This window comes from Actinoplanes sp. NPDC026623 (genome assembly GCF_040638275.1).
Lineage (GTDB): Bacteria > Actinomycetota > Actinomycetes > Mycobacteriales > Micromonosporaceae > Actinoplanes.
The window spans coordinates 1-24891 of the sequence record NZ_JBEZXZ010000135.1; the positions used below are offsets into that span (position 1 = coordinate 1).

General features: G+C 70.5%; 20 protein-coding genes and 3 pseudogenes. 13 read left to right on the forward strand and 10 right to left on the reverse strand.

Annotated features, from left to right (window positions below; genetic code table 11):
* The 3 genes and pseudogenes from AB0F10_RS30915 to AB0F10_RS30925 all read left to right on the forward strand — a co-directional run.
* Positions 1 to 312 (forward strand): annotated as a pseudogene (locus AB0F10_RS30915) (hypothetical protein); the annotation flags it as partial.
* A 145-nt stretch (positions 313 to 457) separates the two neighbouring features.
* The gene (locus tag AB0F10_RS30920; protein ID WP_360632842.1) at positions 458 to 907 is read left to right on the forward strand and encodes a hypothetical protein; all 450 of its coding nucleotides are present in this window, start codon (positions 458 to 460) and stop codon (positions 905 to 907) included.
* A 308-nt stretch (positions 908 to 1215) separates the two neighbouring features.
* Positions 1216 to 1923: a response regulator transcription factor gene (locus tag AB0F10_RS30925; protein WP_360632845.1), complete on the forward strand. Its 708-nt coding sequence runs from the start codon at positions 1216 to 1218 to the stop codon at positions 1921 to 1923.
* 178 nt (positions 1924 to 2101) lie between these two features.
* Here AB0F10_RS30925 and AB0F10_RS30930 read toward each other — a convergent pair whose 3' ends face one another.
* Positions 2102 to 3310: a monooxygenase gene (locus tag AB0F10_RS30930; protein ID WP_360632848.1), complete on the reverse strand. Its 1209-nt coding sequence runs from the start codon at positions 3308 to 3310 to the stop codon at positions 2102 to 2104.
* Between the two features lie 126 nt (positions 3311 to 3436).
* Here AB0F10_RS30930 and AB0F10_RS30935 point away from each other — a divergent pair, with 126 nt between their 5' ends.
* Both AB0F10_RS30935 and AB0F10_RS30940 read left to right on the forward strand, forming a co-directional pair.
* On the forward strand, positions 3437 to 3790 hold the full coding sequence (locus AB0F10_RS30935; protein WP_360632851.1) for a hypothetical protein: 354 nt from the start codon (positions 3437 to 3439) through the stop codon (positions 3788 to 3790).
* Between the two features lie 145 nt (positions 3791 to 3935).
* Complete coding sequence (locus AB0F10_RS30940) at positions 3936 to 6026, forward strand: MMPL family transporter (protein ID WP_360632854.1); 2091 nt, start codon at positions 3936 to 3938, stop codon at positions 6024 to 6026.
* A gap of 123 nt (positions 6027 to 6149) precedes the next feature.
* On the opposite strand, the gene AB0F10_RS30945 is transcribed toward AB0F10_RS30940, so the two are convergent.
* The 3 genes from AB0F10_RS30945 to AB0F10_RS30955 all read right to left on the reverse strand — a co-directional run bounded on the left by AB0F10_RS30945 (position 6150) and on the right by AB0F10_RS30955 (position 10269).
* A complete protein-coding gene (locus AB0F10_RS30945) occupies positions 6150 to 7601 on the reverse strand; it encodes an ATP-binding protein (protein WP_360632856.1) in 1452 nt (483 codons plus the stop codon).
* The gene (locus AB0F10_RS30950) at positions 7598 to 8290 is read right to left on the reverse strand and encodes a response regulator transcription factor (protein WP_360632860.1); all 693 of its coding nucleotides are present in this window, start codon (positions 8288 to 8290) and stop codon (positions 7598 to 7600) included. Before AB0F10_RS30950 ends, AB0F10_RS30945 begins: the two co-directional genes overlap by 4 nt.
* A 464-nt stretch (positions 8291 to 8754) precedes the next feature.
* Positions 8755 to 10269 carry a calcium-binding protein gene (locus tag AB0F10_RS30955; protein ID WP_360632863.1) on the reverse strand — a complete coding sequence of 505 codons (1515 nt, stop codon included), beginning with the start codon at positions 10267 to 10269 and terminating at the stop codon, positions 8755 to 8757.
* A 186-nt stretch (positions 10270 to 10455) separates the two neighbouring features.
* On the opposite strand from AB0F10_RS30955, the gene AB0F10_RS30960 reads away from it, so the two are divergent.
* Both AB0F10_RS30960 and AB0F10_RS30965 read left to right on the forward strand, forming a co-directional pair.
* Positions 10456 to 10896 (forward strand): OsmC family protein, encoded by a 441-nt coding sequence (locus AB0F10_RS30960; protein WP_360632866.1) that lies wholly within the window; start codon positions 10456 to 10458, stop codon positions 10894 to 10896.
* A gap of 97 nt (positions 10897 to 10993) precedes the next feature.
* Positions 10994 to 11119: pseudogene (locus tag AB0F10_RS30965) on the forward strand (DDE-type integrase/transposase/recombinase); the annotation flags it as partial.
* 293 nt (positions 11120 to 11412) lie between these two features.
* Here AB0F10_RS30965 and AB0F10_RS30970 read toward each other — a convergent pair.
* The 4 genes from AB0F10_RS30970 to AB0F10_RS30985 all read right to left on the reverse strand — a co-directional run bounded on the left by AB0F10_RS30970 (position 11413) and on the right by AB0F10_RS30985 (position 15182).
* Positions 11413 to 12189: a hypothetical protein gene (locus tag AB0F10_RS30970; RefSeq protein ID WP_360632869.1), complete on the reverse strand. Its 777-nt coding sequence runs from the start codon at positions 12187 to 12189 to the stop codon at positions 11413 to 11415.
* Positions 12190 to 12671: 482 nt separating this feature from the next.
* A complete protein-coding gene (locus AB0F10_RS30975; protein ID WP_360632872.1) occupies positions 12672 to 13694 on the reverse strand; it encodes a PQQ-dependent sugar dehydrogenase in 1023 nt (340 codons plus the stop codon).
* A 35-nt stretch (positions 13695 to 13729) separates the two neighbouring features.
* Positions 13730 to 14167 (reverse strand): hypothetical protein, encoded by a 438-nt coding sequence (locus AB0F10_RS30980; RefSeq protein WP_360632875.1) that lies wholly within the window; start codon positions 14165 to 14167, stop codon positions 13730 to 13732.
* Positions 14168 to 14207: 40 nt separating this feature from the next.
* Positions 14208 to 15182, reverse strand: a complete 975-nt coding sequence (locus AB0F10_RS30985) for an SMP-30/gluconolactonase/LRE family protein (RefSeq protein ID WP_360632878.1) — start codon at positions 15180 to 15182, stop codon at positions 14208 to 14210.
* Positions 15183 to 16808: 1626 nt separating this feature from the next.
* On the opposite strand from AB0F10_RS30985, the gene AB0F10_RS30990 reads away from it, so the two are divergent.
* Positions 16809 to 17180: a hypothetical protein gene (locus tag AB0F10_RS30990; protein ID WP_360632882.1), complete on the forward strand. Its 372-nt coding sequence runs from the start codon at positions 16809 to 16811 to the stop codon at positions 17178 to 17180.
* A 145-nt stretch (positions 17181 to 17325) separates the two neighbouring features.
* Here the strand turns inward: AB0F10_RS30990 and AB0F10_RS30995 are convergent, their stop codons facing one another.
* Together AB0F10_RS30995 and AB0F10_RS31000 are read right to left on the reverse strand one after the other, a co-directional pair.
* Positions 17326 to 17931, reverse strand: coding sequence for a response regulator transcription factor (locus AB0F10_RS30995; RefSeq protein WP_360632885.1), 606 nt, complete (start codon positions 17929 to 17931; stop codon positions 17326 to 17328).
* 120 nt (positions 17932 to 18051) lie between these two features.
* The gene (locus tag AB0F10_RS31000; protein WP_360632888.1) at positions 18052 to 18957 is read right to left on the reverse strand and encodes a hypothetical protein; all 906 of its coding nucleotides are present in this window, start codon (positions 18955 to 18957) and stop codon (positions 18052 to 18054) included.
* 707 nt (positions 18958 to 19664) lie between these two features.
* On the opposite strand from AB0F10_RS31000, the gene lanKC reads away from it, so the two are divergent.
* The 5 genes and pseudogenes from lanKC to AB0F10_RS31025 form a co-directional block, all read left to right on the forward strand.
* A complete protein-coding gene (lanKC, locus tag AB0F10_RS31005) occupies positions 19665 to 22253 on the forward strand; it encodes a class III lanthionine synthetase LanKC (protein ID WP_360632891.1) in 2589 nt (862 codons plus the stop codon).
* A 6-nt stretch (positions 22254 to 22259) separates the two neighbouring features.
* Positions 22260 to 22379: a SapB/AmfS family lanthipeptide gene (locus tag AB0F10_RS31010; protein ID WP_360632895.1), complete on the forward strand. Its 120-nt coding sequence runs from the start codon at positions 22260 to 22262 to the stop codon at positions 22377 to 22379.
* A 61-nt stretch (positions 22380 to 22440) separates the two neighbouring features.
* On the forward strand, positions 22441 to 22563 hold the full coding sequence (locus AB0F10_RS31015; RefSeq protein ID WP_360632898.1) for a SapB/AmfS family lanthipeptide: 123 nt from the start codon (positions 22441 to 22443) through the stop codon (positions 22561 to 22563).
* 83 nt (positions 22564 to 22646) lie between these two features.
* The gene (locus tag AB0F10_RS31020) at positions 22647 to 24281 is read left to right on the forward strand and encodes an ABC transporter ATP-binding protein (RefSeq protein WP_360632901.1); all 1635 of its coding nucleotides are present in this window, start codon (positions 22647 to 22649) and stop codon (positions 24279 to 24281) included.
* Positions 24278 to 24891: pseudogene (locus AB0F10_RS31025) on the forward strand (ABC transporter ATP-binding protein); the annotation flags it as partial. The gene AB0F10_RS31020 and the pseudogene AB0F10_RS31025, both read left to right, overlap by 4 nt.

Genomic DNA, 24891 nt, shown 5'->3' on the forward strand with positions numbered 1-24891 from the left:
CTGCTCGACCGTAAGGCCAAGAACGGTCCGACGTTCTACGACTGGGCGACAAAGAAGCACGCGGCGAAGCCGCTGATGATCGCCGAGTGGGGTGTGTACCACCGCGTCGGCAAGCCTGTCGACAAGTCGGCTGGGTTCAACAGTGTGCTGCCGGAGTTGGCGAAGCGGCCGGCGATCAAGGCGATCGTGTACTTCGACACCAAGCACGACGACCAGGGCGACCGTGACATCAGCATCGACAGCAAGAAGACCAGCCTCACCGCCTTCCGCAAGCTGGCCGCCAACAACCTGTTCAACGTCAAGATCGGCTGACCCGCGAGTAGGACCCCACGAGCCGCCCGGCGAACCAGCCGGGCGGCTCAACCGCATTCCGGCGTGAATCCCGCGGTTTGCCCAGAAGCCGAACGGCAAGATCAACGCGACCGGCCCAGCAGCGGGCGCGGACGTGTCGGCATCGGTGTCCGACTCCGCCGACCCCGTCGCCGTCGGTAGCGACGGCGTCACCTACACCGTCGCGGTCGCCAACGCCGGACCGTCCGGCGTGACCGGCGTGACCGGCGTCAGCCTGTCGGTGTCGCTGACCGGCACGGCATCCTCCGGCACCGCCATCATCTCCACCAGCCAGGGCTCCTGCTCACTCGGCTCCATCGCCTCGTCCGGATCCGCCACAGTGACGATCACCGCGTCACCCGGATCGACGACCGGCACCTTGACGGCCACCGCGACGGTGTCGGCCACCGAGACCGATCCGAGCTCGGGTAACACCACCGACGCGGAATCCACCACGATCAACAACAGCCTGGGTTGCACGATCTACGGCAGAAACCTCGCTACCGCGGTCGAACGCCTGGTCACCAGGCATAAGGGCTGTCTGGCCGAACAACAACCGCCTCGGTCGAAGTCCTGACTGACCTGCCGAACCGTGCGGTCACCGCGCCGGCACAACTCCACGATCTCAGCCTTGAACTGCGGCGTGAAAGACCGACGAGGCTGTGCCCGCTTCCTACCCATGCTTAACCCCGCGCCGGCGGCCGACCGGCCCGAGCGCCGTTTAACAGTCGTCTCAGGTTCGCTCGGTATGAAGTGGGCATCGCCGGGCGACGCGGGTCGCGCCGGCATGGCCGAACGCGCAGCGCTATCCGGCGGCACGGTCAGCGCCCGCCCAGCACCGGACGGCGGCTGGACCGTTCCAGCGACCCTGAGAGGCAGCCATTCATGATCACAGTGCTCGTGGCGGACGCCCAGCCGCTGCAGCGCTTCGGGTGTCGCATGCTGCTGGAGAGCACCCCGGACACCGAGATCGTCGGCGAGGCCGAGAACGGCGCCGAGGCCGTTCGGCGGACCACCGAGCTGCATCCCGACGTGGTGCTGATGGACATCCGCATGCCGGGCGTCGACGGGATCGAGGCCACCCGGCGCATCGTCGCCGCCGGTGGGCGTTCGCGGATCCTGGTGCTGACGACGTTTGACGTGGACCGGTACGCGCTCGCCGCGCTGCGGGCCGGGGCGAGCGGTTTCCTGCTCAAGGACATCCGCCCGGAGGAGTTGCTCGCCGGCATCCGGGCCGTTGCCGCCGGGGACGCGGTGATCGCGCCGGCGCTGACTCGGCGGCTGCTCGACGCGTTCGCCGACCGGCTCGACGATGATCTCTGCGGGCCCGTGCGGGAGGATCCCCGGCTGGACTCCCTGACCGACCGCGAGCGCGAGATCCTCGTCGCCATCGGCCACGGCCTCACCAACGGCGAGATCGCGCAACGGTTCACGCTGTCGGAGTCGACGGTGAAGACCCACGTCGGGCGGGTCCTCGCCAAGATCGGCGTACGGGACCGGATCCAGGCCGTCATCCTCGCCTACGACCTGAGACTCACCCGGCCGGCCGATTCAGCGCTTCGTCTCGCGCGTCCGTCGGGGGCGCGACCGTAGTTCCCAGCCGCACCGCTGCGGACCGATCCGCTCCGCGTGATCGACCGCTCCGCTGCCGGTCCGCGTGCAGCCGCCGACGTCACCGCCCGTCCGACCGCCACGACGCCGCATGTGTGTGAGCTCAGAGCTGTCCTTCGGCTTGTTGACCTCAGTGAGCTCACACACGTTCGACGCTTCGTCAGGACTTGCGGGGGGAGACCGTCATGATGCCCGTGCACATCTCGTCGCTGGTGCCGTCGCCCCACACCACGTAGCGCGGCGGCAGCTTCCTCAGCTGCGGCAGCCGTTTGCGCAGCCCCGCGTCGTGCGTACACGTCACCCGCAGCGTGTCCCCCGGACCGATCTCCACCGGCGACGGCAGCGTCACCAGCCGCTGGTTGTCGAAGTCGAACTGCGGCACGTCCAGCACGACCTTGGCGTTCGGCGTGCCCGGGTTGAGTTCGACCTTGATGGCCCGCCCGAGCAGGTGCATGTGGCCGAAACCGGCGAACAGCGTCATCGGCGCCTCCACCTTGTGGTCGCAGGTCTGGGTGTTACCTGGCTTCGGCGCGCTCTGGCCGCATTCCTCCAGCTGCTCGTCCGCGGTGGCGCCGACCTCCGGCCCGAACCGCTTCGTCACGTCCGCGATCGAGGCCGCCCGGTCACAGAGCGGACCCGACTCGTCGGCGGCGCAGGGCAGGTCGGTCGGCGCGTCGAGCGGCAACGTGTCGAGTTCCCGGGTCTGCGGCGTGCCGTCCGTCAGCCGCAGTCGCACCGCCGAGCGGTCCGACCCGGCCGGCTTGCCGTCGGTCGCGAGCAGGTTGTAGTGGATCTGGAGGATGAGCAGGCTGCCCGGCTCCAGCTTGAAGCCGACGTCCTGGGTGAGCAGCGTCTCCGCGGCGCCCGGCGCCCAGGTGTCCACCCATGCCGCGTCCCCCTCTTCCACCTCGGCGCCGTCCACGCCGGTCCCGCCGAAACACTGCCAGCCGAGGCCGGGGGTCTTCGCGTCCTGCTTGCGCACCGCGGCAGCGCCGCCGGGCGGCACCGCGTACACGATGGCATGGTGCGCGATGGCGACGTTCTCCGGCATGACCTGGGTGCCGGTCAGGAACGCCGCTTTGGTCAGGCCCGGATCGATCACCTGGCACCGGTACTCGTCCGTGCCGCCGCCCTCCGGCGGCGCGGGCGTGTAGGCCTCGGCCATCTTCAGGTCGACGAACCGCTCGCCGGCGCGCAGCGGCAGCGGTGGAGCCGACGACCGGCCCGAGTGCGCACTGTGCGAACCGGCCGCGGCGGGCGTTGCACTGTTGTCGGCGTCCGACCCGCAGGCGGCGACGACGGTGCACGCCGTCGCCAGCGCCATGGTGGCCGCCCAGAACCTCCGCAGTGGACGATCAGGTTTCCTCATAGCCTCAACGCTCGGCCGGATTCCTTCCTGTTTCGTCGTACTGCGGTCGTCATCCTCGGGAGGAAGGTGGTACCACGGTACGACTCTCGTGTTCGGAGCCGTGCCGGTCTCGACGCCTGGGCGCCGATGCTTGGGGGCCGGTTCGGGGCCGCTGCCGTGAAGTCGCGGTTTACCAGATCCGGCGCCGGTGTGTGCCGCGGATCCTGCCGGGTGGAGCCGCCACGCCAACCCCGGCGCAGGAACGCACGCTGCCAGCCCTGCCCGGCCGGCCATCAGCGGACCGCGCGCAGGTCCGCGACGCCGCGGCCGCGTGGACCGGACGGGTCAACACCGTCACCGCCCGCATGGACCGGGTGGGACGTCGACGCGTTGCTCATCCGGCCTGACGGCCGTGTCGCCTGGGCTTTGCCTACCGGCAGGACCTCGACGCCACCCACGCTGGCGCGTGCGCTGGGCACCTGGTTCCGCCGGCCGGCCTGAGCGCCTTACTAATGATCGTCTCAGATTCGCTCGGTAGGAAGTCGGCATCAGATGAGCGATGTAACCCGTATGTAGGAGGCTATTGATGGCAGTCCACGCAGCGCCGTCCGGGGAAGCGCCGCCCGGTCGGTTGGCAGGCCGGTGGGTGCCGTGGCTGGTGATCGGCTTGTGGGTGGCGCTGGCGGCGGTCATGGTGCCGCTGAGCGGAAAGTTGAGCTCGGTCACCACCGACAGCGCCGCGGACACCCTGCCGGCCAGCGCCGAGTCCACCAAGGTGGCGGTACTGGAGGACGGTCTCCCCGGCGGTGACGACAACACGTTCGTCTTCGTGTACCACCGCGCCGGCGGTATGACCGACGCTGACCGCGCGACGGTCGAGCACCACTACAACACCCTTGCCAAGCGGTACCCGCCGACGGTGGCGGCCCCGGCCGGCGAGGACGACGAGGGCTCACCCACGATGCCCTCCACCGACGGCAAGGCGATGATGTTCACCCTCGAGGTGAGCACGACCTACGGCGCACCGGAGGCTATCGTCGGCCCGTTGCGTGACGCCGCGAAGGACCGCCCCGCCGGCCTGGAACTCGACGTGACCGGCCCGGCCGCGGTCGACGGCGACATGGACGCCGTCTTCGACGGCATCGACCTGCAGGTCTTCCTCACCACCGTCGTCGTCGTCACGCTCCTGCTCATCCTCACCTACCGCAGCCCGGTGTTGTGGTTCATCCCGCTCATGGCCGTGGGCGCGGCCGCACTGACCGCGATGGCGACCGTCTACCTGCTCGTCAAGGGCTTCGGCATCGTGGTCAACGACCAGAACTCGGCGCTGCTGACGATCCTGGTGTTCGGCGTCGGCACGGACTACGCGCTGTTGCTCATCGCCCGGTACCGGGAGGCACTGCACCACCACGAGAACGTCCGGGTGGCGATGGTCCACGCGCTACGCGGCGCGGCGCCGGCCATCGTCGCGTCCGCGGCCACCGTGATCGCCGGCCTGCTCTGCCTGCTCGTCGCCGACCTGAACAGCACCAGCGGGTTGGGCCCGATCGGCGCGGCCGGCATTCTGTGCGCGCTGGTGGCCATGCTGACGCTGTTCCCCGCGGTGCTCGTGGTGCTCGGCAGGCGGATCTTCTGGCCGGCCATCCCGCGGTTCAGCACGGCCGTGGAGGAGAAGCCGGGGCTGTGGGGACGGCTCGGCGCCGCCATCAGCCGCCGCCGGTGGGTGGCGACGCTCAGCTCGCTCGGAGGCCTCGGCGTTCTCGCCGTCGGCCTGGCGGGCAACACCGGCGCCCTGCGGGAGCAGGACCAGTTCCTGTCCGCGCCGGAGTCGGTCACCGGCTTCACCGTTCTCCGCCAGCACTTCCCGGAGCTCGGCGGCCAGCCGATGACGATCCTCACGCGGCCGGCGTACCAGGAGCGGGTGCTCGAGATCGTCAAGGGCACTCCCGGTGTGGCAGTGGCCGTCCCGGGGGAGACCAGCGGTGGCTGGGCCGACATCTCCGTGTTCCCGACGGACGCACCGGACAGCGGCGCGGAGTACGACACGATCAAGCGGGTGCGCACCGCGGTGCACGCGGTGAGCGGGGCGGAGGCGATCGTCGGCGGGCCGAGTGCGGAGAACCTCGACACCGAGGTGACCACCAGCCGCGACGAGAAGCTGGTGATTCCGCTGGTGCTCGCCGTCGTCCTGATCGTCCTCGGGTTGCTGCTGCGCGCGATCGTGGCCCCGCTGGTCCTGATGGCCACCGTGATCGTCTCATTCGCCGCAGCCTTCGGCGGCAGCGTGTTCGTCTTCGACACGATCCTCGGGTTCAAGGGCGTCGACTATTCGGTGCCGCTGCTGGCATTCCTGTTCCTGGTGGCGCTCGGCGTCGACTACAACATCTTCCTGGCCAGCCGGGCCCGGGAGGAGACCGTACGTCTGGGCCCCAGCGAGGGCATGCTCAAAGCCCTCTCGGCCACCGGTGGCGTCATCACCTCGGCAGGCCTGGTTCTCGCGGCCACGTTCGCGGTCCTCGCCACCCTCCCGCTGGTGATGCTGATCGAGGTCGGGTTCCTGGTCGCCTTCGGCGTGCTGCTCGACGCCCTGCTGGTGCGGTCGGTCCTGGTGCCCGCCCTCACCCTGCTGATCGGCCGGCGGATCTGGTGGCCGAGCAGGCTGTCTCGTCCAGCGGCGGAGCTGCCGGACTGTCAACAGCCGCTCGCCGACGACAAGGAGCCCGCGCTGCAACGGTGAGCGCGTCCGCACGGACGAGATCCGGGACGGGGACCCAGGCCCGTCCCGGATCTTTCATGAGCCCGGCGGTCGCCGCCCTTTGGTCCTGCCGTCCCTTGTCCTGCGCCGCGCCGCCGGGGCGGGTCAGCGCACCGCGGTGTCCTCCCCGGCGGTGAGCCGCGCGATCGTTGCGGGCGGGACCGCGGCCGGAAGGTCGACCCGAAGCAGCGCGCCGCCGCGTGCGGAGCGGGCGACGGTGGCCCGGCCGCCGTGAGCGTCGACGACCCGCTGCACGATCGACAGCCCCAGACCGGATCCCGGCAACGCCCGGGCGCTATCGGCACGGTAGAACCGGTCGAACACCCGCGGTACGTCGGCGGCGTCGATGCCCGGCCCGGCGTCGTCGACCTCGAGCACCGCCGACGCGCCCTCGGCACGGAGCCGGACCTGGACCGGCTGGTCCGCGGGGGACCACTTGCCGGCGTTGTCGATGAGGTTGAGCACCGCCCGCTGAAGCGCGGCGGGACGCCCGCTCACCCACACGGAGGTCACGTCGAGCGCGACCTCGATGTCGGGCACGCGGGAACGCGCCCGGGTCGCGGCGGCCACCACCACGTCGGCGAGATCGAGCAGCTCGGTGTTCTCGTCGCTGACGTCACCGCGCGCCAGGTCCGTCAGCTCGGCGGCAAGGGTGCTCAACTCGGCCACCTGGGCGCCGAGATCGTTGAGCAGCCGGGTCCGGCTCTCCGCCGGCAGTGCGCTGTCCAGGGTGCCGCGCCGATCGAGGCGGATCAGCAGCTCGACGTTGAGGCGCAGACTGGTGAGCGGGGTCTTGAGCTCGTGGGCGGCGTCCTCCGCGAGCAGTCGCTGGGCCAGCCGGGAGTCCCGGAGCGCGGCAAGCATGTCGTTGATCGACTGGATCAGCCGCCGGATCTCCCCACCGCCCTCATCCGGGATGTCGGCGTCGAGATCCCGGGTCTGCGCGACACGTACCGCGGCGGCGGTCAGCCGGTCGATCGGCGCCAGCCCGGTCCGCGCCACGGTCCGCCCGACAAGGGCGCCGCCGACCACGCAGAGCAGCCCGATCAACAGCATGCCCAACCCGAACCGGTTGACCGGGCTGTCGTCGGCGACGCGGGCCACCTGGACCGCGCCGTCGCCCGCCCGCAGCGTGTAGATGAGGTAGCCGTCGTCGTCGCTGTCGCCCGACTCCATCAGGTCGGCCGACGCGCCCTGCGCCACGCGCCCGGCGTGCTCGCTGACCGGGGGAAGCGCGGGTTGGCCGGCCGGCGTCCGGGTCGAGCCGTCGGGCAGAATGACCCGCACCAGCCGACCGGATCCGGGATACGGCGGTAGCTGGACCTGCGCCAGACCGGCGCGCTCCGCGGTCGTCGCGAGGACGCGGGAGTCGGCGCGTAGCTGATTCTCGGCGGTGTCCTGCAGTTCCCGGTCCAGGAGCTCGCTGGCCACCTGGAAGGCCACGAACACGCTGACCGCGATGGCCGTCGCCGCGATCACCGTCAGCCTGGTCCGCAGGGACCGCCGGCGCCACCATCGGGTCAGCCGGCGCGGTTCCCGGCCGGCGGGCTTGCTCACGGAGGGGTCTCCCGCAACGTGTATCCCAGGCCGCGCAGTGTGTAGATCAATCGCGGCTCACCCTCGGCCTCCATCTTGCGGCGCAGGTAGCTCACGTACACCTGGAGGTTGTTGGCGGTGGCACTCATGTCGAAGCCCCAGATCGCCTCGAACAGCGCGTCGCGTGTCAAGACCCGGGTCGCGTTGCGCATGAGGACCTGCAACAGGGAAAACTCGGTCCGGGTCAGGCGCAGTGGCCGCCCGCCACGCCATGCCTCGAACCTGTCGGGATCGAGCCGGACGTCGGCGAATGACAGGATCTGCGACTCCCCGTCGCCCGGCGCACGGCGGCGCAGCAGGGCCCGCACCCGGGCCAGCAACTCCTCCGTGGCGAACGGCTTGGGCAGGTAGTCGTCGGCGCCCGCGTCCAGCCCCGCGACCCGGTCGGAGACCTGATCACGGGCGGTCAGCATCAGCACCGGCAGATCCCGGCCCGCGGCCCGCAACCGCCGGCAGGTCTCCAAACCGCCGAGGCGGGGCATCATCACGTCGAGGATCAGCAGATCCAGCGTGTCACCACCGGCCCCACCGACCCCGTCGAGCACGGCGAGACCGTCGGCGACGGTGCTGATGTCGTAACCCTCGACCTGCAGCACCCGCTCCAGCGACTCACGGATGGCCGCCTCGTCATCGGCGATCATGATCCGCACGCCGGCCCGCCCCCTTCCAGTCGATGCTTTTGCCGCTCACTCTCCCCGATCAACCTGAGGCCAGGATTAGAGCCGTCGCTGCTGTGGTGCCCGCGGGCCGTGCTCTTACGGATGCCTAAGCTTGGCACCGGACCTTCGCGGCCCGTTGCCTAACCGAGGGAACAGGTCAGCATACGGAGGAACAGTTCACCTCCGGCGAGCGCATCGATCGCGACGTGCTCGTCGATCCCGTGCACGCCCTGGCGCTGAACCGCGCTCCTGCGCAGGGTCGCGAACCGTACGTCGCCTCTGGTGTGCGGGGATGAAAATGGCGGCTCAACACCAGGGGCAAGCACACGGTGGTCGCATCCGAGAGCTGGCGTGCGCAGCACGAAGCCACGTGCGCGGCCCGCAGTGGACGGGCTGACCGCCGCGCGGGATTTGCGGGAGCGCACAGGAGGTCGGCGAACAGCTGATCGGCACCCTCAGCCGACCGGCACAGGGCCCACCGTCCACGCGCCGGATTCACCGCGTACCGTCGTCGCGCTCTGCGTCGGCGTGCTGACAGCGGAGGTCGGCGGAGGCGTCAGGCACGACGGCGTGGGGATCGGGGTTGCCGGCTGCGGCGTAGCCGCCGGAGTAGGGACCGTGGGAGGCGCAGTGGTGGGGTTCGTCGGGGACGGCTGCGGCGTCGGCGTTGCCGGCTGCGGCGTAGCTGACGTCGGTGGCGGCGGCATCGTCATTGTCGGGGGCAAGCACCGAGGCTCGTTGCATGAGTTCAGTACGTCGCCCGGATCAGCCTGACAGGAGTCGATGAGGTCCCCACCGTCGACGAGGTCGCCGGGCGCGCCGTCCATGGCGTTGAGAAGGTCCTCACCGCCGAGTCCGCGCAGAACGTCCGTGCCGGCACCTCCGGTCAAGGAGTTGCGCCAGTTGTCCCCGGTCAACGTGTCGGGTGCGGCACCACCGAGCACCGCTTCGATCTCGGAATCGCCGGACCACCGCTGCCTGCCGACCAAATCCCTCTCGCCGACGGCGCCGTCATTGGCCTGCCCGTCAAGGCTGACCGTGACCGGAGTCGTCCGGGCGCGATAGTCGGCGGTGTCGTACCCGCCACCCCCGGACAGGACGTCAGCGCCGTCGTATTCCGGCAGTGCCGGGAACTGGTCCTGGCCGATCCCGCCGTACAGGGTGTCGTCCTGGGCGCCCCCGTCGAGTACATCGGTGTCGGCCCCACCGACCAACGTGTCGCGTCCCGAGCCGCCGTGGAGCACGTCGGCGCCGAGGCCCCCGATCAGCACGTCGTCGCCGCCACCACCGATCAGCTCGTCCGCACCGTCGCCGCCGCAGATCACGTCCGCGCCAGGACCGCCGATCAGGCGGTCCGGACCGGGCGTCCCGCGCATCGTGCACCGGGGCAGCGACGGTGTGGTGTCGTAGCGCAGGTACTGCCAGTGCGATGTCCCGGTCAGGCTCTCCGCCATCAACGCCGGTGTCCCCCCACCGGACCAGGGCAGCGTGTGGGCGATGACCACGCGACCGTCGACGGACAACTGCACCCGTTCCCGCCGTACGTCGAGTTTGTAGGTGTGGAAGGCGCTCTGGGTGTCCATCGCGTAAGCGACCTGGACGGGATAGGTCAGGCAGACCTGCCCGCGGGCGAAGCCGACCGTGACGACGGTCAGGTGGTCGCCGGCCCAGATGCGGACCGGTTCCGCGTAGCCGCACTCCTCGGTCACCGACTCATCGAGGCGCATTCTCGCTTCGACGGTCCAGCCCAGGTCGTTGTCCGCGTTGCCGGACCAGTCACTCGACGATCCGTCGAACAAGCCGACGTACCCGTACGGGCCGAGGGTCAGAACGTTGCCGGCGACGGTCGCCGGCTCGTTGATCCGCCAAGGGCCCGGTGGCAGCTGGGCAAAGGTCTGCACCACGGGGGTTCGGGCCTGCGCCGGACCGGACGCCACGAGCGCGAAAGCCGAGACCATGACCGCCGCCAACACTCGGAGGATACGAGATCGGGTCCTTCCGGATGCTGAACGGGTCATTGATCGCCTCCTGAAGGCAGTGCGGTCAGGGTTCACGCGCGTCAGATTGATGAGTGTCACTCTAGAGCAGCGCATCTCGAGGAGGCCACCGGCCGCGCATCAGTGCCACCGCGATCATGGTGGGATAGGTTCGCGGGTATGGCAGACGACACCCGGCGCTCCGTGGACCTGCGGCGCACGAGCCTCGGCCAGTACGAGGCGCGCAACGCCCGCGGCGGCACGATAACCGTCGGCGTCGGCGACGGTACCGACTTCACCCCGGTGGAGCTGCTGCTCGCCGCGCTCGGTGGCTGCACCGGTGCCGACGTTGACTACATCACCAGTAAGCGCGCGGAGCCGGAGAATTTCGTCGTCCACGTCACCGGCGACAAAGTCCGGGACGAGGCCGGCGGCAACCGGCTGGTCAACCTGGCCATCGAGCTGCACGTCACGTTTCCCGAGGGTGCCGCCGGCGACGCGGCCCGGGAAGCGCTGCCGCGCGCGGCGCGGATGTCGCATGACCGGCTCTGCACCGTCTCGCGCACGGTCGAGCACGGCACTCCAGTCGACACCCGCACCGCGCCGTCGCCAGCCGGCTGAGGGCAGGCCGGCTCCGTTGCGTTTCGCCAATCGGACGGGTCCGGGCAGGCTTGACCTGTGAAGCAGGCTGCTGCGTCGCGCCCCGGGTCTCCTCCTCGTGAAGGTCAACTGTGTTTGGCGCTACGTCCACCGGGCGATCGACCAGTACGGCCAGGTCATAGACGTCCTGCTGCCAGTCCGCCGGGACTCCCGGGCGGCCCAGCGGTTCTTCACCCAGGCACTACGCACGCCGATCACGACGTGGTCCGTGTGCTTGGAGCACTTGTCGTCGTCATCGCCGGGGGTGCGGTCACCGCGGTTGGCCGACGTCGCCGCGATCAGCCCGCGGGGCACGCTGTCGGGGTCCGGTCCGCATGCAGGGCAGGTCCTGCTCGCACTTCTTCTTTGGACCGGCCGCTGCCGCCCGGGTGACACCGGCCTTGCCGGCGGACCCGGAGCCAACAGCTCGAAGCTCCGCGCCGCGGCGACCGTGGCCTCACCGGGGCGGCCCGCTCGGTCGCAACCGCCGCGGACCGGTCAGCAGCCGAGCCGCCGGGTGGACAGTGCGATGTCATCGATCCAGATGTCGAACTGGCCCGGCGTGGTGCCGCTCTGGTAGAGCTGCCAGCCGATCTTGACGGTGTCCACGACCGGGAGGACGAACGGTACGTCGTTGCCGCCGTGCTCCGTGGTGGATGCGGTCAGCTCCGGGTTCGCCGTTCCGTCGATCCACACGGCGACGCGGTTGTCCGCCGGATCCAGCGTCCATTCGAAGCATTGCCACCGGTCGTCGACGGCCGGCGCCGATTCCCGCCAGTTGGTCCAGTCGCCGGTCGGCCCGCCGTCGGCGCCCACGCCCCAGAAGACGCCGGGGACCGTGGGCGCGTACTGGCCGCCGATCGGACGGACGACCTCCCGGCTACCGGTGCCGGTAGCCTCGACGAGCGTGAAATGCGCCCAGTCGGGGGCGGTGGGGAAGGCGTCGACGCGCAGCCGCATCCGCCCGTAGAAGCGGTTGCCCGGCGCCGCGAAGTCGTCGACGCGCAGGAACGCGCGTCCATTGTCGACGGTGTGGACGTGCAGCACCTGGTTGTGCCGTCCGGCCCGTTCGACGGTGAGCGTGCCGTTGCGGGTGTCGACGCCCCAGTTCAGCGTGCTCGGTCCGCCGGGCGGCAGCCGCTCGAAGTCCTCGCAGAACAGGAGCGTGCGCGTGCAGGCGCCGTGGTGGGCGGGGCCGGCCGCGGCCGCCGGGGCGCTGCCGGCCGCCGCGCCGAGCATCAGGGCGGTCGCGGCGGCGGTGATGAGGTTGCGCATGGCTCTCCTTCGTACGGTGGTGGAAGCGCTCCCATCATCGCAGTCCATCGATGTATCGCAAGGATTCGGCTGGTGCAGGGCCGCTGCACGCGGCCCTGCTTCGGCCGGTCTATTGGTGGCCGTGGCCGCCGGTCCGGTGCCAGCGCCCTGGAAAACGAACTCGGTGTAACCGCCTGCCGGAACGTTGCCGTGGTAACCGACGTTGGTGCACTACTGGCATCGCCGACAAGTTCAACATCGCCATGGAGTCGTGCCGGAAACCGGCGGTCTCGGAGAAGACCAGCACGGAGTACGGGTCAACGGCGGCGGCCCGGGCCGCCGCCGGCGACAGGCCACCGGGTGCCGATTGAGCGGCCGGTGCGCCGATCAGGACGGTCGCCAGGAGGGTTCCCATGAACACGGCGGCGGTGAGCATGCCCCGCCCGGGGCGGCATTGGCGTCGACGGAACACGTATTCTCCTTGTCCTGGGTGGACAGCCTGATCACTGGCCCACTGTCACCTTGAAGATTCGTTCGTTGCTGTTGCCGGGAATGCTGTCCTTGTCGCCCCTGCTGCTGGTGGACAGCCACAGGTTGCCGTCGATCGAGGGTTCGATGGTCCGCAGCCGGCCGTAGGTGCCGACGAAGTACTGCTGGACGTCGGCGAGCGTGCTCCCGGTGATCACCGCACGGTAGACGCGCGCGCCCCGCAGGCAGGCGATGTAGAGCACGTCGCGGACGATCGCGATTCCGCTGCAGGACGCCGCCGCGACCGGGTACGTCCGGACCGGCGCCACCAGGCCGGGCCCGGCACACTCGCCGGTGGTGCCCTCGCACGCCGGCCATCCGTAGTTGCCGCCCTTCACCACGAGGTTCGTCTCGTCCATGACGTTGTTGCCGAACTCCTGCTCCCAGAGCCGTCCCTGCGAGTCGAACGCCAGACCCTGCGGGTTGCGGTGCCCGTAGCTCCAGACATAGCTGCCGGGGAACGGGTTGTCGGCCGGCACTGCGCCGTCCGGGCGGAGCCGCAGCACCTTCCCGCCGAGGCTGGTGAGGTCCTGGGCCTGGTCGGGGTCCTGGCCGTCCCCGGCCGCGGCGTACAGCATCCCGTCGGGGCCGAACCTCAGCCGCCCGCCGTTGTGATACTTGTTGCGGGGAATCCCGGTGACGAGCACCTCGAGCGTGTCGGTGCGCAGGGTGCTGTCGTAGCGCACCCGGACGATCCGGTTGTCGGTGGCGCTGGTGTGATAGATGTACAGCCACCGGTCGGTCGTGAAGTCCGGCCCGATCGCGAGCCCCAGCACGCCGCCCTCACCGTTGGTGCCCTGCGCCCCGGGCACGGTGCCGATGCTCTGCGTACCGCTGCCGTCGGGGTTCATGGCCACGATGTCGAAAAGGTCCCGGCGGCCGTAGAGGACCGTCCCATCGGGGATCTGGACCAGTCCCCAGGGCAGGTCCGACTCGGTGGTCACTCCGGTGGTGCCGCACACCGGGTTGCTGCAGCTCGTGCCCGTCGACACGGTCACCGCCACATTGTCGGCGGCGGCCGTCCAGGAAAGGATCACCGTGGTGTGCCGGTCGCCGTGCCGGTCAGCCCGGTGGGAACGGTCAGCGCCTCGGTGTCCTCCTCGCAGTAGGGCGGCGTGACGGACACCGTGGGCCCGGCCTGCGAGACGTTACTGGCCTCATCGCGGGCGTTCACGTACCAGCCCCAGTTGACGCCGCCGACCACCGGCAGGGTCGCCGACCTGGTGGTCCCCGGCACGGACGTCACGAGCTGACCATCGTGGTAGATGTCGTAGGCATCGACGCCGACGTCGTCGGAGGCGGCCGACCAGCTCAGGCTGACCGAGTCACAGGTGAGGGCCTCGACACGAAGCTCGGCCGGCGCGGTCGGCGGCGTGGTGTCGTCCGCGGCGGCGGGGGCCGGGGTCGCCGGCAGCAGTGAACCACAGATCCCGACCAATGCGGGAGCGAGCAGGGCGGTGACAACGCGCATGGGAGGACGCCTTTCTGGCCGCATTCGAGTGCGCGGAGCGTCAGTACGGGTAACCGGCGACGCCGAGCGGAATGTTGTAGATCCCGTAAATGCCGGTCCGGCCGGCAGTGATGTAGAGGGTGCGCCGGTCGGGGCCGCCGAACGCCGCGTTGGTGGCCTCCGGGCCGGACGAGATCGTGGCGAGCTCCGCGCCCGCAGGGGAGAACACGTGCACCCGGCCCTCGTTGTGCGAGACCCAGTAGAGGTTGCCCGCGCAGTCCACGGTCACCCCATCCGGGCTGCCGATGGCCGCGAAGATGGTACGCGCGCCGATGCTGCCGTCCGGCTGGACGGCGTACGCGTAGATCCGGTTCTCCCCGTACGCGCCGACGTACAGCTTGCGGCCGTCCGGAGACAGCGCGATGCCGTTCGGCTGCCGTACGGTGTTGTCGACCAGCGTCACCTGCCCGTTCACCACACGGAATACCCCGGTTCGGCCGCCCATCTCGTCGGTCCGGCGGCCACGCTGGAAGTTCGGATCGGTGAAGTAGACGACGCCGCCGGCGCGGACCGTGACGTCGTTCGGGGAGTTGAACGCCCGGCCCCGGTAGTCGGCCGCGACCACGGTGCGGGCGCCGTCGGACAGCCGGAACGCGGAGACGGTGCGGTTGTCGTGGGTCGCGGCGACGATCTGCTGCCCGTCGGAACTCAGCGCCAGGCCGTTACTGCCGGAGGCGGCAACGAACGTCTCGGCCGGCGCGGGCGGGGACAGCCGGTGGATCGTCGACGGCTGAACCTGCTGGGTGCCGGCGGCGGTGCCGAGGTCGGACACGAGCAGATAGCCGGGATCGGCGATCCAGACGGGACCTTCACCGGCTTGCCGGCCCCGATGGCCGCGCGGTCCCCTGACGCGGGCGGGGAGGCCCGGCCGGAGAACGAACGGTCGCCGACCAGGGTCAGTTCCGTGGCGAGGGCCGTGTTGTCGGCCCCGTTCCACGGGAACCGATCGCGGGACTCCTCGGCGCGCTTGTCTCACTTGCCTTCTGGCGGTCGCTCTGCCTGTAGGAATCGGTCACGCGCTGGTCCACCGCTCTTCGATCAGCTCGACCAGATCGCCGTCGAGCGGCTACTTTGTCGACCCGAACGACATCGTCAGAGCGCCTCGCGCCGTGCTGGGACCAATCTGACGAGATTCAGCTTGGTCCCAGCACCTTTAGCTTTTATGGCCGACAGTCCGCTACCGTCCGCAACACATTCGAGTACAACGTAGTGGTGCCTGAGGCGTGCGTAAAGACCACCTTCGTACGGTAATCCCGCCAGTCATACGTGCTGTCTTGCCTGCAGGGCATATCCTTGGTCGACCACGACTTCTGGGAGGGCGTGGTGATCCCGGATACCGTAACGCGAGTGGAACCTATTTCACTCCAGCCTCCAATCGCGATCTTGTTCTGAAGAACAATTACGGCCGAGGAAATCGGGCGGTTCGAGCAGCTGGTGTAGCTCGCCGACCCCTTGATGTATGCGCCGTCCTTGATGGTTGATCCGGTGTCCATTTGGGTGCCGGCGCTGCAGTTGATGGCCGCACTAGCCGGCTGGCTCAGCCCCACGACCGCAATTCCCAGAGAAATGGCAAGTGCGCTTAGGCGAGCAACGGTCTTCCGCAAAGGTAATCCTTTCGTCGATTTCGAACTTCGCGTAGCGCCGCAATGTGGTTTTCCGACACGCTCCAGCCTTCACGTGTTCTGGCACCGGGGCGCTATAGGCGACAATCCATGGGCGGCTGGCCCCTGTAAAGCGGGGCCCACGCACTGCTCGGGTGCCGGGAAAGCTACTAGCACGTAACGGTGATCACGTTTGACCGCAAGTCCGTCTGTCCACCGCCTGAATAGTAGAACGACACAAAGGTATCGAAGGTGGTAGTTCCGCTTGATCTAAGGCAAAGATTATCCTTGGGCGAAAAGGACCGACTCGATGGCGTAGTAACGCCGTTGATGTCAACCTCTGTGTTGAAGATCTTGTAACCGCCTTCACGGATCCAGATCTTAGCCTTGGATATCGGCCTATTCGCGCAGCTTGTGTAACTGGCCGAACCCTTAATGTATCCGCCGGAAAGAATGGTGTATCCAACGTCTGTCTGGGTGCCGTTGGCGCAGTTGGCGACTGCCTGTGCCGGCGCAGCCGGTGCTAAAAGGAGCGCCGTTACCAGGCCGCCGATGGTAGCTGCCGACTTGATTCGTGCCAGTTTCATTTGTTCCCTACTTGCGCACACGCGGTCGGCGTAGGCACGGGGAGCCGCCGACAGAATATACGACCGATCAGAGAGGTTTATCAATGCCTGCACCCCGTAGATTTAGGAGGCTACACGGGGTTCCCTGTCATCGCCAGCCCTGAAAGTCCTGTAAAGTGTCCGGTTTTGATAGGTTTAGCGTATAGGCGCGTGTCGTTGGGTGGCTGCTGTTCGGGCAGCTGCGGCCCATGCTGATCGAAGGCTGGCCCGTTACCCACTGACTGATGTGCTGATCCACGCCCTCCGATCGGTTCGACCGGACCGCCATCCCGGCAGTGAGAGGGATGTGCGACATGTCCAGAGCTACTTCGCCGCCTCTTTCCCGGGCGTTCCGACGTCCAGGTCATCAACATAGGCAACGAAGGACGAAGCAAAGTGCTCGTTGGCCACCGCCCATACCTCTATAAAGTCCACAATAGCCATGTCACGCGTTACAGCACGCTGCCACGGAAGCCAGATGTCATTGTCGACCCGGCCAATCTACGACTGAGCTTGTCGCTCTCCTCGACCAGATGGGTAACCGTCCCGAAGATCTCCTCAACGCTGGCGGTGGGATGGCGGTGCCGACGTTTCGCGGAGTACGTTCCGGTGGTCGCCGCGGCGGTGGCGCAGGGCTCGAGGCGTGTGTACGGAAACTACTGGAGCCGGGTCGTCGAACGGTGGGGCGACCGGCGTCTGGACCAGGTGACGCCGACCGAGGTCGAGACTTTGATGCGGCAGTTGCAGGACAACGCGCCGCCTTGGTGAACTGGTGACCGTGGCGGGGGCGTCGGGTGGTGATCCGAAGTTGGACACGCTGATCCTGCGCTTCCACCTCGAGACCGCCTGCCGCCGGGCGGTCTGCTGCGGCTGCGTCACGGAGGCGGATATGTGTGTACGGAGTTGATCGCTGCTACAGCCAGTTCTCCTCCGTGGCGATGCGGATCGCGTCCAGTCTGCTGCGGGCGCCGATCTTCTGCATGATGGTCGACAGATACGTGCGGACCGTGCCAGTCGTGAGGAACAGCCCGGCGGCGATGTCCCGTACGGACATGCCCTCGGCGGCGAGCCGGATCACGTCGCGCTCTCTCGGGGTGAGCGGATTGCGCCGTCTGCTCAGGACGGATGCGGCGATGGCCGGCTCGATGAAGCGTTCGCCGGCCGCCATCCGCCGCAGGGCGTCGACCAGGTGGTCGACGTTGCAGTCCTTCCTCAGGTACGCACCCAGCCGGCGGCCGAGGGCGTGGCGCAGGGCGCTCGACGCGGCAACCGTCGCGAGCACGAGCACGGCACAGTCGGGGCGGTGCTCGGTGAGTGTGTCGAGGGCGTCGGTCACCGAGCCCATCAGGGTGTCCAGGTCGACCACGAATACGTCGGCGTCAACCTTGCGAGCCAGGTCCGGCGTCACCTCCACGCTGGTGTGCTGGGCGACGACGTCGAGGTCGTCCTCGTATGACATGGCCTTCGCGAGTGCGGTTCTGAGCAGGCAGGCGTCAACTATCAACATGATGCGGATCACGGGCGGTTCCTCCCCAGGAACGTGCGCTTTGCCGGGTTCGTCCGGTAGTCACGGCGACCGGCAGCGGACAGAAGGCAAGGAGTCCCGCCGGCACGTCGATGCCGGGCGAGAAGGGAAGGATCAGCCCGGCGGCGGCGCGCACGTGGGTCGACGCCCCTGCCGGTGCTCGGCATCGAGTGTCGAGGTGGCGGCCGAACCCGGCGGCCTGGGCCACGCGCCGGGGGTCGTGGCCCAGAGCCGCGGGGTGTGATCGGTGCCGGCGGTGGCGCAGGATGACATCCGGTCCAGATTCGCCGGGACGCGGCGTGGCGCGGGTGGCGGCGCGGTCCTGGCCGTGCGGGCAGTCGCGCCACGCCGCCGGTTGGCCGGCGCGGGCTGCGAGCGTGGCGCGGACGCCGGGTCGTGCTCCGCGGCAATGATCGCCGGTCGCGGCGCGTGCGGGGATCCGGCGGCCGGCCCAGCGGCGTGGCCGGTCGACCCCGGGACCGCGGTGACGTGCCCCGGCGGCGGGTGCCGGTCGGGCATGGCGGCAGGCCCCGGGAGCGGCCCGCCCCGCTGCGGCCCGCCGATCGGCGGCGTCGTGAGCGCCGGTCGCAGTACCGGCGTGGTGAGGACGGGCCGGAGCACCGGCGTGGTGAGGACGGGCTGGAGCGGCGGCGCGGTGAGGACCGGCTGCAGGACGTGCGTGGGCGGCAACGCCGGCACCTGCGCGACGATCCGGGCGACCGGCTCGAGGGCCGTCGAGACCGGCTCGGTGATCGGGCCGAGGGCGCCGGTCGGACCCGCGGTGACCGGCACGAGGGTGCGGGCGACCGGTGCGGTGACCGGCCGGAGACGGCGGTCGGCGCGGAGAACGTTGCCGACGGGGAAGCTGGACGTCCGGGCCTCGCCGACGACGGCCCGCGTTGTTCCGCCGGGCTGCGTGCTGTCGGTGCGCGGTGTGCGCGGTGCCCTGCCGGCCGCAGCTACCTTGCCGCGCACCACGTCGCCGGCGCGGGAACCTTCGACCCGTACCTTCCTTACCACCCGGGAGGGGCCGCCTTCGCGGCGCTCGCCCTGCACCGTCCGGCCGCACTCCGGCGCGCCCCGGTGGATCGGCCGCGCAGATCCCGTCGTCCGCGCGACTCCCGCGGCCCGGCCGTTCGCCGACCCTCCGGCCTGGCGGTCCCGCTTCCTGTCGGCGTGCCGGCCCGACGATCTGACGTGCCGGTCCGACGATACGTCCGCCCGGAGGCTCGCCGTCCTGTCGATGCCGACACCCCCGGAGCCGCCGAGGCGAACGTCCGTCGACCCACCGACGTGGATGCCTGCGGAGCCGCCGATGCGGATACCCGCCGATCCGTCGTCAGCGTGCGCCGCGCCTGCGCTGATCACCAGGTAGCCCACCACCGCGCCCCCGGCGAGCAGCGCCAGTCGAAGAGCGCCGCCCAGGAGACGCCGAGCCGTTCGGTCGGGTCCTTCTGCCAGTGCCACGACCACGTCCCCATCTTCGTCGCAACGTAATTCCACTCAGGACCGTAACGCCATTCCCGGCAAGATCGCACATCGAACGAGGATGCATTCTTCGCCTCCGCCGGCGTGGGGCGCGCGCCCTTTCCCCGTCGACCTGCCGTCAAACTCTGCGTTCGTCAGCAATCGGCGGTGAACCGTGTCCCGGGCCTTCTGACATCGGCCGATGTCGTGGCCCGCGGATGCCAGCAAGAATTGGCACAGACCGACGAGGGGGACCCGGAATGGATCGCCGATACGATGCCTACTGTGCCGCCGACCCGCTGTTCTATGAGTCGCTGGCGACCGTGCAGCGCTCGGCCGGCGACTTTCCCGCCGCACGCCTGCCGCTGCCGGAAGGGTGGCGGATCCGAGCGCACGACGACTGGTTGATCGCCGGGCCCGACGGTGCGAGCCTGCCCCGGCAGGGCTGGAAGATCCATTCCGCGGGCTGCCCGGACAACGCGCAGCGGATCGTCGACACGATCTGGCACTACTGCGTGCCACGGGGGATCTCGTTCAAATTTCTTCGCTCTCCGCAAGTGTTGTTCATGCGCAACTCAAAATACGCGCCGCGCGCCTCCAGTGGCAAACTGGCCACCATTTATCCGGTCGATGACGCCGACGCGCACGCCATTCTCACCGAGTTGGGCGCGCTGCTGGCCGGCGAGCCGGGGCCATATATCCTCAGCGATCTCCGCTGGGGCGACGGTCCGCTGTACGTCCGCTACGGCGCCTTCGCCCACCTGTACTGCGTGGGCGAGGACGGCGACCTGGTTCCCGCGCTCGCCGGGCCGGACGGCACCCTGGAGCCGGACCGGCGGCAGGCGGTCTTCGGCCTGCCGTCCTGGCTGGAGCTGCCCGCGTTCCTGAAGCCGCACCTCGACGCGCGCAACGCGGTGACCACCAACGAACTGCCGTACCGGGTCACGCGGGTCCTGCACTACTCGAACGCCGGCGGCCTGTACGAGGCCGAGGACCAGCGCACTGGCGAGCGGGTGGTGCTCAAGGAGGCGCGCCCGTACGCCGGGCTGGACGGCCGGGGCGATGACGCCATCACCCGGCTGCGCCGCGAGCACGAGATGCTGGACCGCGTCGCCGACGCCGGCATCACGCCGCGGGTGCACGACCGGTTCCCGCTGGGTGATCACGAGTTCCTGGCCCTGGAGTACCTCGAGGGCGAGCCGCTGAACCGGCTCATCGTGCAGAAGTACCCGCTCACCGACCCGGACGCCGATGCCGTCGCGCTGCGTGAGTACACCAGGTGGGCGCAGTCCATCCACCGCCAGGTGCAGGAGGCGGTACGCGCCCTGCACGATCGCGGCGTCGTCTACGGCGACCTGCACATGTTCAACATCATGGTGCGCCCGGACGGGCGCGTGGCGCTGCTCGACTTCGAGGTGGCCGCGCCGATCGACGACCAGCGCCGCCCGGGCCTGCGTAACCAGGGGTTCGCGGCGCCGCGCGATCGGGTCGGCGCGGCCGTGGACGAGTACGCCCTGGCCTGCCTCCTGATCGCGCTGTTCCTGCCGCTGACCCCGCTGTTGCGGCTGGACCTGACCAAGGTGCGGCACCTGGCCGACGTCATCGCCGAGCACTTCCCGGTGCCGCGTGAGCTGCTGGACCGCGCGGTCGCCACGGTGCAGGGCCCGTCCGCCGCACGGCCGGCCGCCACCCGCACCGGGGACTGGTCGGTCTTCGGCCCCGAACCGGACGCCTGGCCGCGCGCCCGGGACACGCTCGTGCGCGCCATCCTCAGCAGCGCCACGCCGGAACGCACGGACCGGCTGTACCCGGGCGACATCGAACAGTTCCGGGTCGGCGGCCTCGGTCTGGCCTACGGCGCCGCCGGCGTGCTGTACGCACTGGCAGAGTCGGACGCCGAGGTCCCCGTCGAGCACCGTGAGTGGCTCCTCAAGCGGGCCGCCGACCCGGGCTTCGACCCCCGTCACGGATTTCTCGACGGGCTGCACGGCGTCGCGTACGTGCTGGACCACCTCGGTGAACGGCAGCCCGCACTGGATCTCGTCGAACGGTGCCTGGCCGCCGGATGGGAGGGCCTGGGACCCGACCTGGCCGGTGGCGTCGCCGGGATCGGCCTCAACCTGCTGCACCTGGCCGGACGCACCGGCGAGACCGCGCTGCGGGACGCGGCGTTCCGCGCTGCGGACATCGCCCGCGACCGGCTCGGCGACGTCCGCTCCGTGCCCGAGGTCAGCGGCGGGCGGCACCCGCACGCGGGGCTCACCCGTGGCTCCAGCGGGGTGGCGTTGTTCTTCCTGCGGATGTACGAGGCCACCGGCGATCGTGAGCACCTCGACCTGGCTTCCACCGCACTCCGGCAGGACCTGCGGCGCTGCGTGATCCGCCCGGACGGGGCCCTCGAGGTCAACGAGGGCTGGCGAACCATGCCGTACCTGGCGGAGGGGAGCGTCGGCATCGGTCTGGTGCTCGACCATTACCTGCGACACCGACCGGACGAGCAGTTCCGGGAGGCCTCCGCCGCGATCGCCCGGGCGGCCCGCTCCCCGATGTACGTCCAGCCCGGGCTCTTCGCGGGACGCGCCGGCATCGTCGCGTACCTCGCGCTGCGCGGCGACCCTGAGCTCTCCGACCAGGTACGCCGGATGGCCTGGCACGCCCTGCCGTACGGCGGTGGCCTGGCCTTCCCGGGCGAGCAGCTGCTGCGGCTGTCCATGGACCTGGCCACCGGCACCGCCGGCGTGCTGCTGGCGCTGGCCATGGCCCGGCACGAGCGGCGCGTGTCGCTGCCGTTCCTCGACTCCCGCCCGACCGGGGTGGGTCCCGCCCACGACTCGATGGGGAGGAGGTGAACGGACATGGCACTTCTCGACCTGCAGGGCATGGAGCTCTCCGCCGAGCAGCGCGGTGGCGGCGGCAGCCGTGCGTCGCTGCTGCTGTGCGGCAACAGCTCGCTCAGCGTGACGACCTGTAACTGAGCACCACCGGTTCCATCCGTACACCCGTACTCGTGAGATCGATTCGTGAAGGAGAACTGTCATGGCGCTTCTGGACCTGCAGGGCATGGAACTGACCGCCGAGCAGCGCGGTGGCGGCGGCGGCAGCCGGGCATCCCTGCTGCTGTGCGGCGACAGCTCGCTCAGTGTCACCACCTGTAACTGACGTTCGCCGATGCCGCGCGGCCCCGGGCGTCCGGTCATGAGCCGGCCCGGGGCTGCGCGCCGCCCTGCCCGGGAGGGGATGCCGTGACCGCGCGGCGCGTACTGGTTCCGCTGGCCATCGTGGCCGTGCTGTCCGCCGTCGCAGAGCTGGTCCTGCCGATGGTGATCGGCCGTACCGTGGACGCGATCGTCGCCGGCCAGGGCGCCGGACGCTGGGTGGCCCGGGCACTGATGCTGGTCGGGGTCCTGGCCGTCGCCGACCCCCTACGCGATCTCCTCGCCGGGCTGGCGCCCGCCGATCAGACCGCGCGGCTGCGGCGCCGGTTGGTGCGGCACACGCTGGCGCTGGGCGCGCGCCGTCCGGACGCCACCGGCGACGTGGTCAGCCGGGTTCTCACCGGCGCGGCGGAGGCCGGTCAAGGCGGGGTGGCCGTGGTCCTCGCCGTGGTGGCCGTCATCCCGGTGGCCGGCGCGGTCGCCGCGCTGGCGTATCTGGATCCTTGGCTGATCGCCGGATACCTCGCGGGTGCGGTGGCCGTCGCCGCTCTGCTGCGGCGGCACGTCCGGGACACCTCCGACGCCGTGCTCCGCTACCAACGGGCTCAGGCGGACATCGCGGGCCGGCTGTCCGACGCGCTCGCCGGCCGCCGCACCATCGCCGCCGCCGCGACCGTGCCCGCCGAGATACGCCGCTGCCTGCGTCCGCTGCGGGACCTGTCCGCCGCGGGCCACGGCACCTGGCGCGTGCTGGCCCGCTCGGCCGGGCAGAGCGCGCTCGTCGGCCCGCTGTTGCACCTGTCCGTGGTCGCCGTCGGCGGCTGGCTGCTGGCCCGCGGCCGCCTCAGCCCCGGCGAACTGCTCGCCGCCGTCCAGTACGGCGCGCTCGGCGCCGGCATCGGTGGACTGGTGGCCGGCTTCAACCGGGTGGCCCGGGCCCGCGCCGGCGCCGGCCGGGTCGCCGAGCTGCTGGAACGCTCCGCGCCCGGGTACGGCCACCGTGAGCTGCCGCCCGGAGCGGGCGTCCTGACCTTCCGGAACGTGACCGTCCGAGCGGCCGGCTTCCGGGTCCTCGCGGGGGTGACCGTGACGCTGCCGGGCGGCCGTCCGATCGCGGTGGTGGGCCGCTCGGGATCCGGCAAGTCGACGTTCGCCGCGCTCGCCGCCCGTCTCACCGACCCGGACGACGGACTCGTCTGCCTGGACGGGGTGCCGCTGACAGAGCTGTCCGCGGACGCCCTGCGCCGGGAGATCGGCGTCGCGTTCGATCGTCCGGCCCTGGTCGGCGCGACGGTGGCGGACGCGGTCGGGCTGGCACACGACCGGCCGGACGACGCCGCGGTGGCCGGCGCGCTGCGGGCGGCGTGCGCCGACACCTTCGTCGCCCGGCTGCCGCGCGGCGCCGCCACCGCGCTGGCCGAGGCCCCGCTGTCCGGCGGCGAGACCCAGCGGCTCGGACTGGCCCGCGCCTGGCACGCCCGACGCCTGCTGGTCCTCGACGACGCCACGTCCAGCCTGGACACCGCCACCGAGGCGCAGATCCTGGGCCTGCTCACCGGCGACAGCAGGCGTACCCACCTGATCGTCGCGCACCGGGCCGGCACCGCGGCGCGGTGCGCCACCGTGGTGTGGCTGGACGAAGGCCGGGTCCGCGCCGTCGCACCGCACCGGCGACTGTGGATGGACCCGGAGTACCGCTCGATCTTCGGCAGCCCGTCGTGACCGGCGCGGTGCGGGCTGCGAGGCGCGAGACGGCGGCGGCGCTGCGCCGCCGGCGCGGCGACGTCTGGCGACTGCTGGCATGGTCCGTGCCGGAGTCCGCGCCCGCGATGCTCTCGGGGCTGTTGCTGGCGCGCGCGGTGGACCAGGGCTTCCTCCGCGGCCGGCCCTGGCTCGGCACCGCCTGGCTCGGCCTGCTCGTCGTCGCCGCCGTGGTGGGGGCATGGGGCGCCCGGCAGGCGAACCGCGCGGTCGCCGGCGTCGTCGAGCCGTTCCGCGACGAACTGGTCACCCGGGTGGTCACCGCGTCGCTGGGCGCCGCGACCCGGCCGGGCCCGGACCGCGCGCCAGAGGGTGCGGTGGCCCGGCTGACGAATCAGGTCGAGGCGGTACGCGACGCGTTCGCCGGCCTGGTCCTGGTCTCCCGCGGCTTCTTGATCACGGTCCTGGCCGCGCTGATCGGCACCGCGTCGCTGGCGGCCCCGCTGCTCCCGGTGATCGCACCGCCGCTGCTCGCCGCTCTCGCGCTGTTCGCGCTGGCGCTGCGGCTCGGTGTCCGGTGGCAGCGCGACCACCTGGCGGCGGGGGAGCGGCTCGCGGACCGGGCCACCGC

Excerpts from the sequence above, each read along its gene's own strand:
- AB0F10_RS30925 (WP_360632845.1), top strand. The coding sequence starts at position 1,216 with ATGATCACAGTGCTCGTGGCGGACGCCCAGCCGCTGCAGCGCTTCGGG.
- AB0F10_RS30980 (WP_360632875.1), bottom strand. The coding sequence starts at position 14,167 with ATGCGCGTTGTCACCGCCCTGCTCGCTCCCGCATTGGTCGGGATCTGT.
- lanKC (WP_360632891.1), top strand. The coding sequence starts at position 19,665 with ATGGATCGCCGATACGATGCCTACTGTGCCGCCGACCCGCTGTTCTAT.
- AB0F10_RS30935 (WP_360632851.1), top strand. The coding sequence starts at position 3,437 with ATGCTTGGGGGCCGGTTCGGGGCCGCTGCCGTGAAGTCGCGGTTTACC.
- AB0F10_RS31015 (WP_360632898.1), top strand. The coding sequence starts at position 22,441 with ATGGCGCTTCTGGACCTGCAGGGCATGGAACTGACCGCCGAGCAGCGC.
- AB0F10_RS30960 (WP_360632866.1), top strand. The coding sequence starts at position 10,456 with ATGGCAGACGACACCCGGCGCTCCGTGGACCTGCGGCGCACGAGCCTC.
- AB0F10_RS31010 (WP_360632895.1), top strand. The coding sequence starts at position 22,260 with ATGGCACTTCTCGACCTGCAGGGCATGGAGCTCTCCGCCGAGCAGCGC.
- AB0F10_RS30930 (WP_360632848.1), bottom strand. The coding sequence starts at position 3,310 with ATGAGGAAACCTGATCGTCCACTGCGGAGGTTCTGGGCGGCCACCATG.
- AB0F10_RS30970 (WP_360632869.1), bottom strand. The coding sequence starts at position 12,189 with ATGCGCAACCTCATCACCGCCGCCGCGACCGCCCTGATGCTCGGCGCG.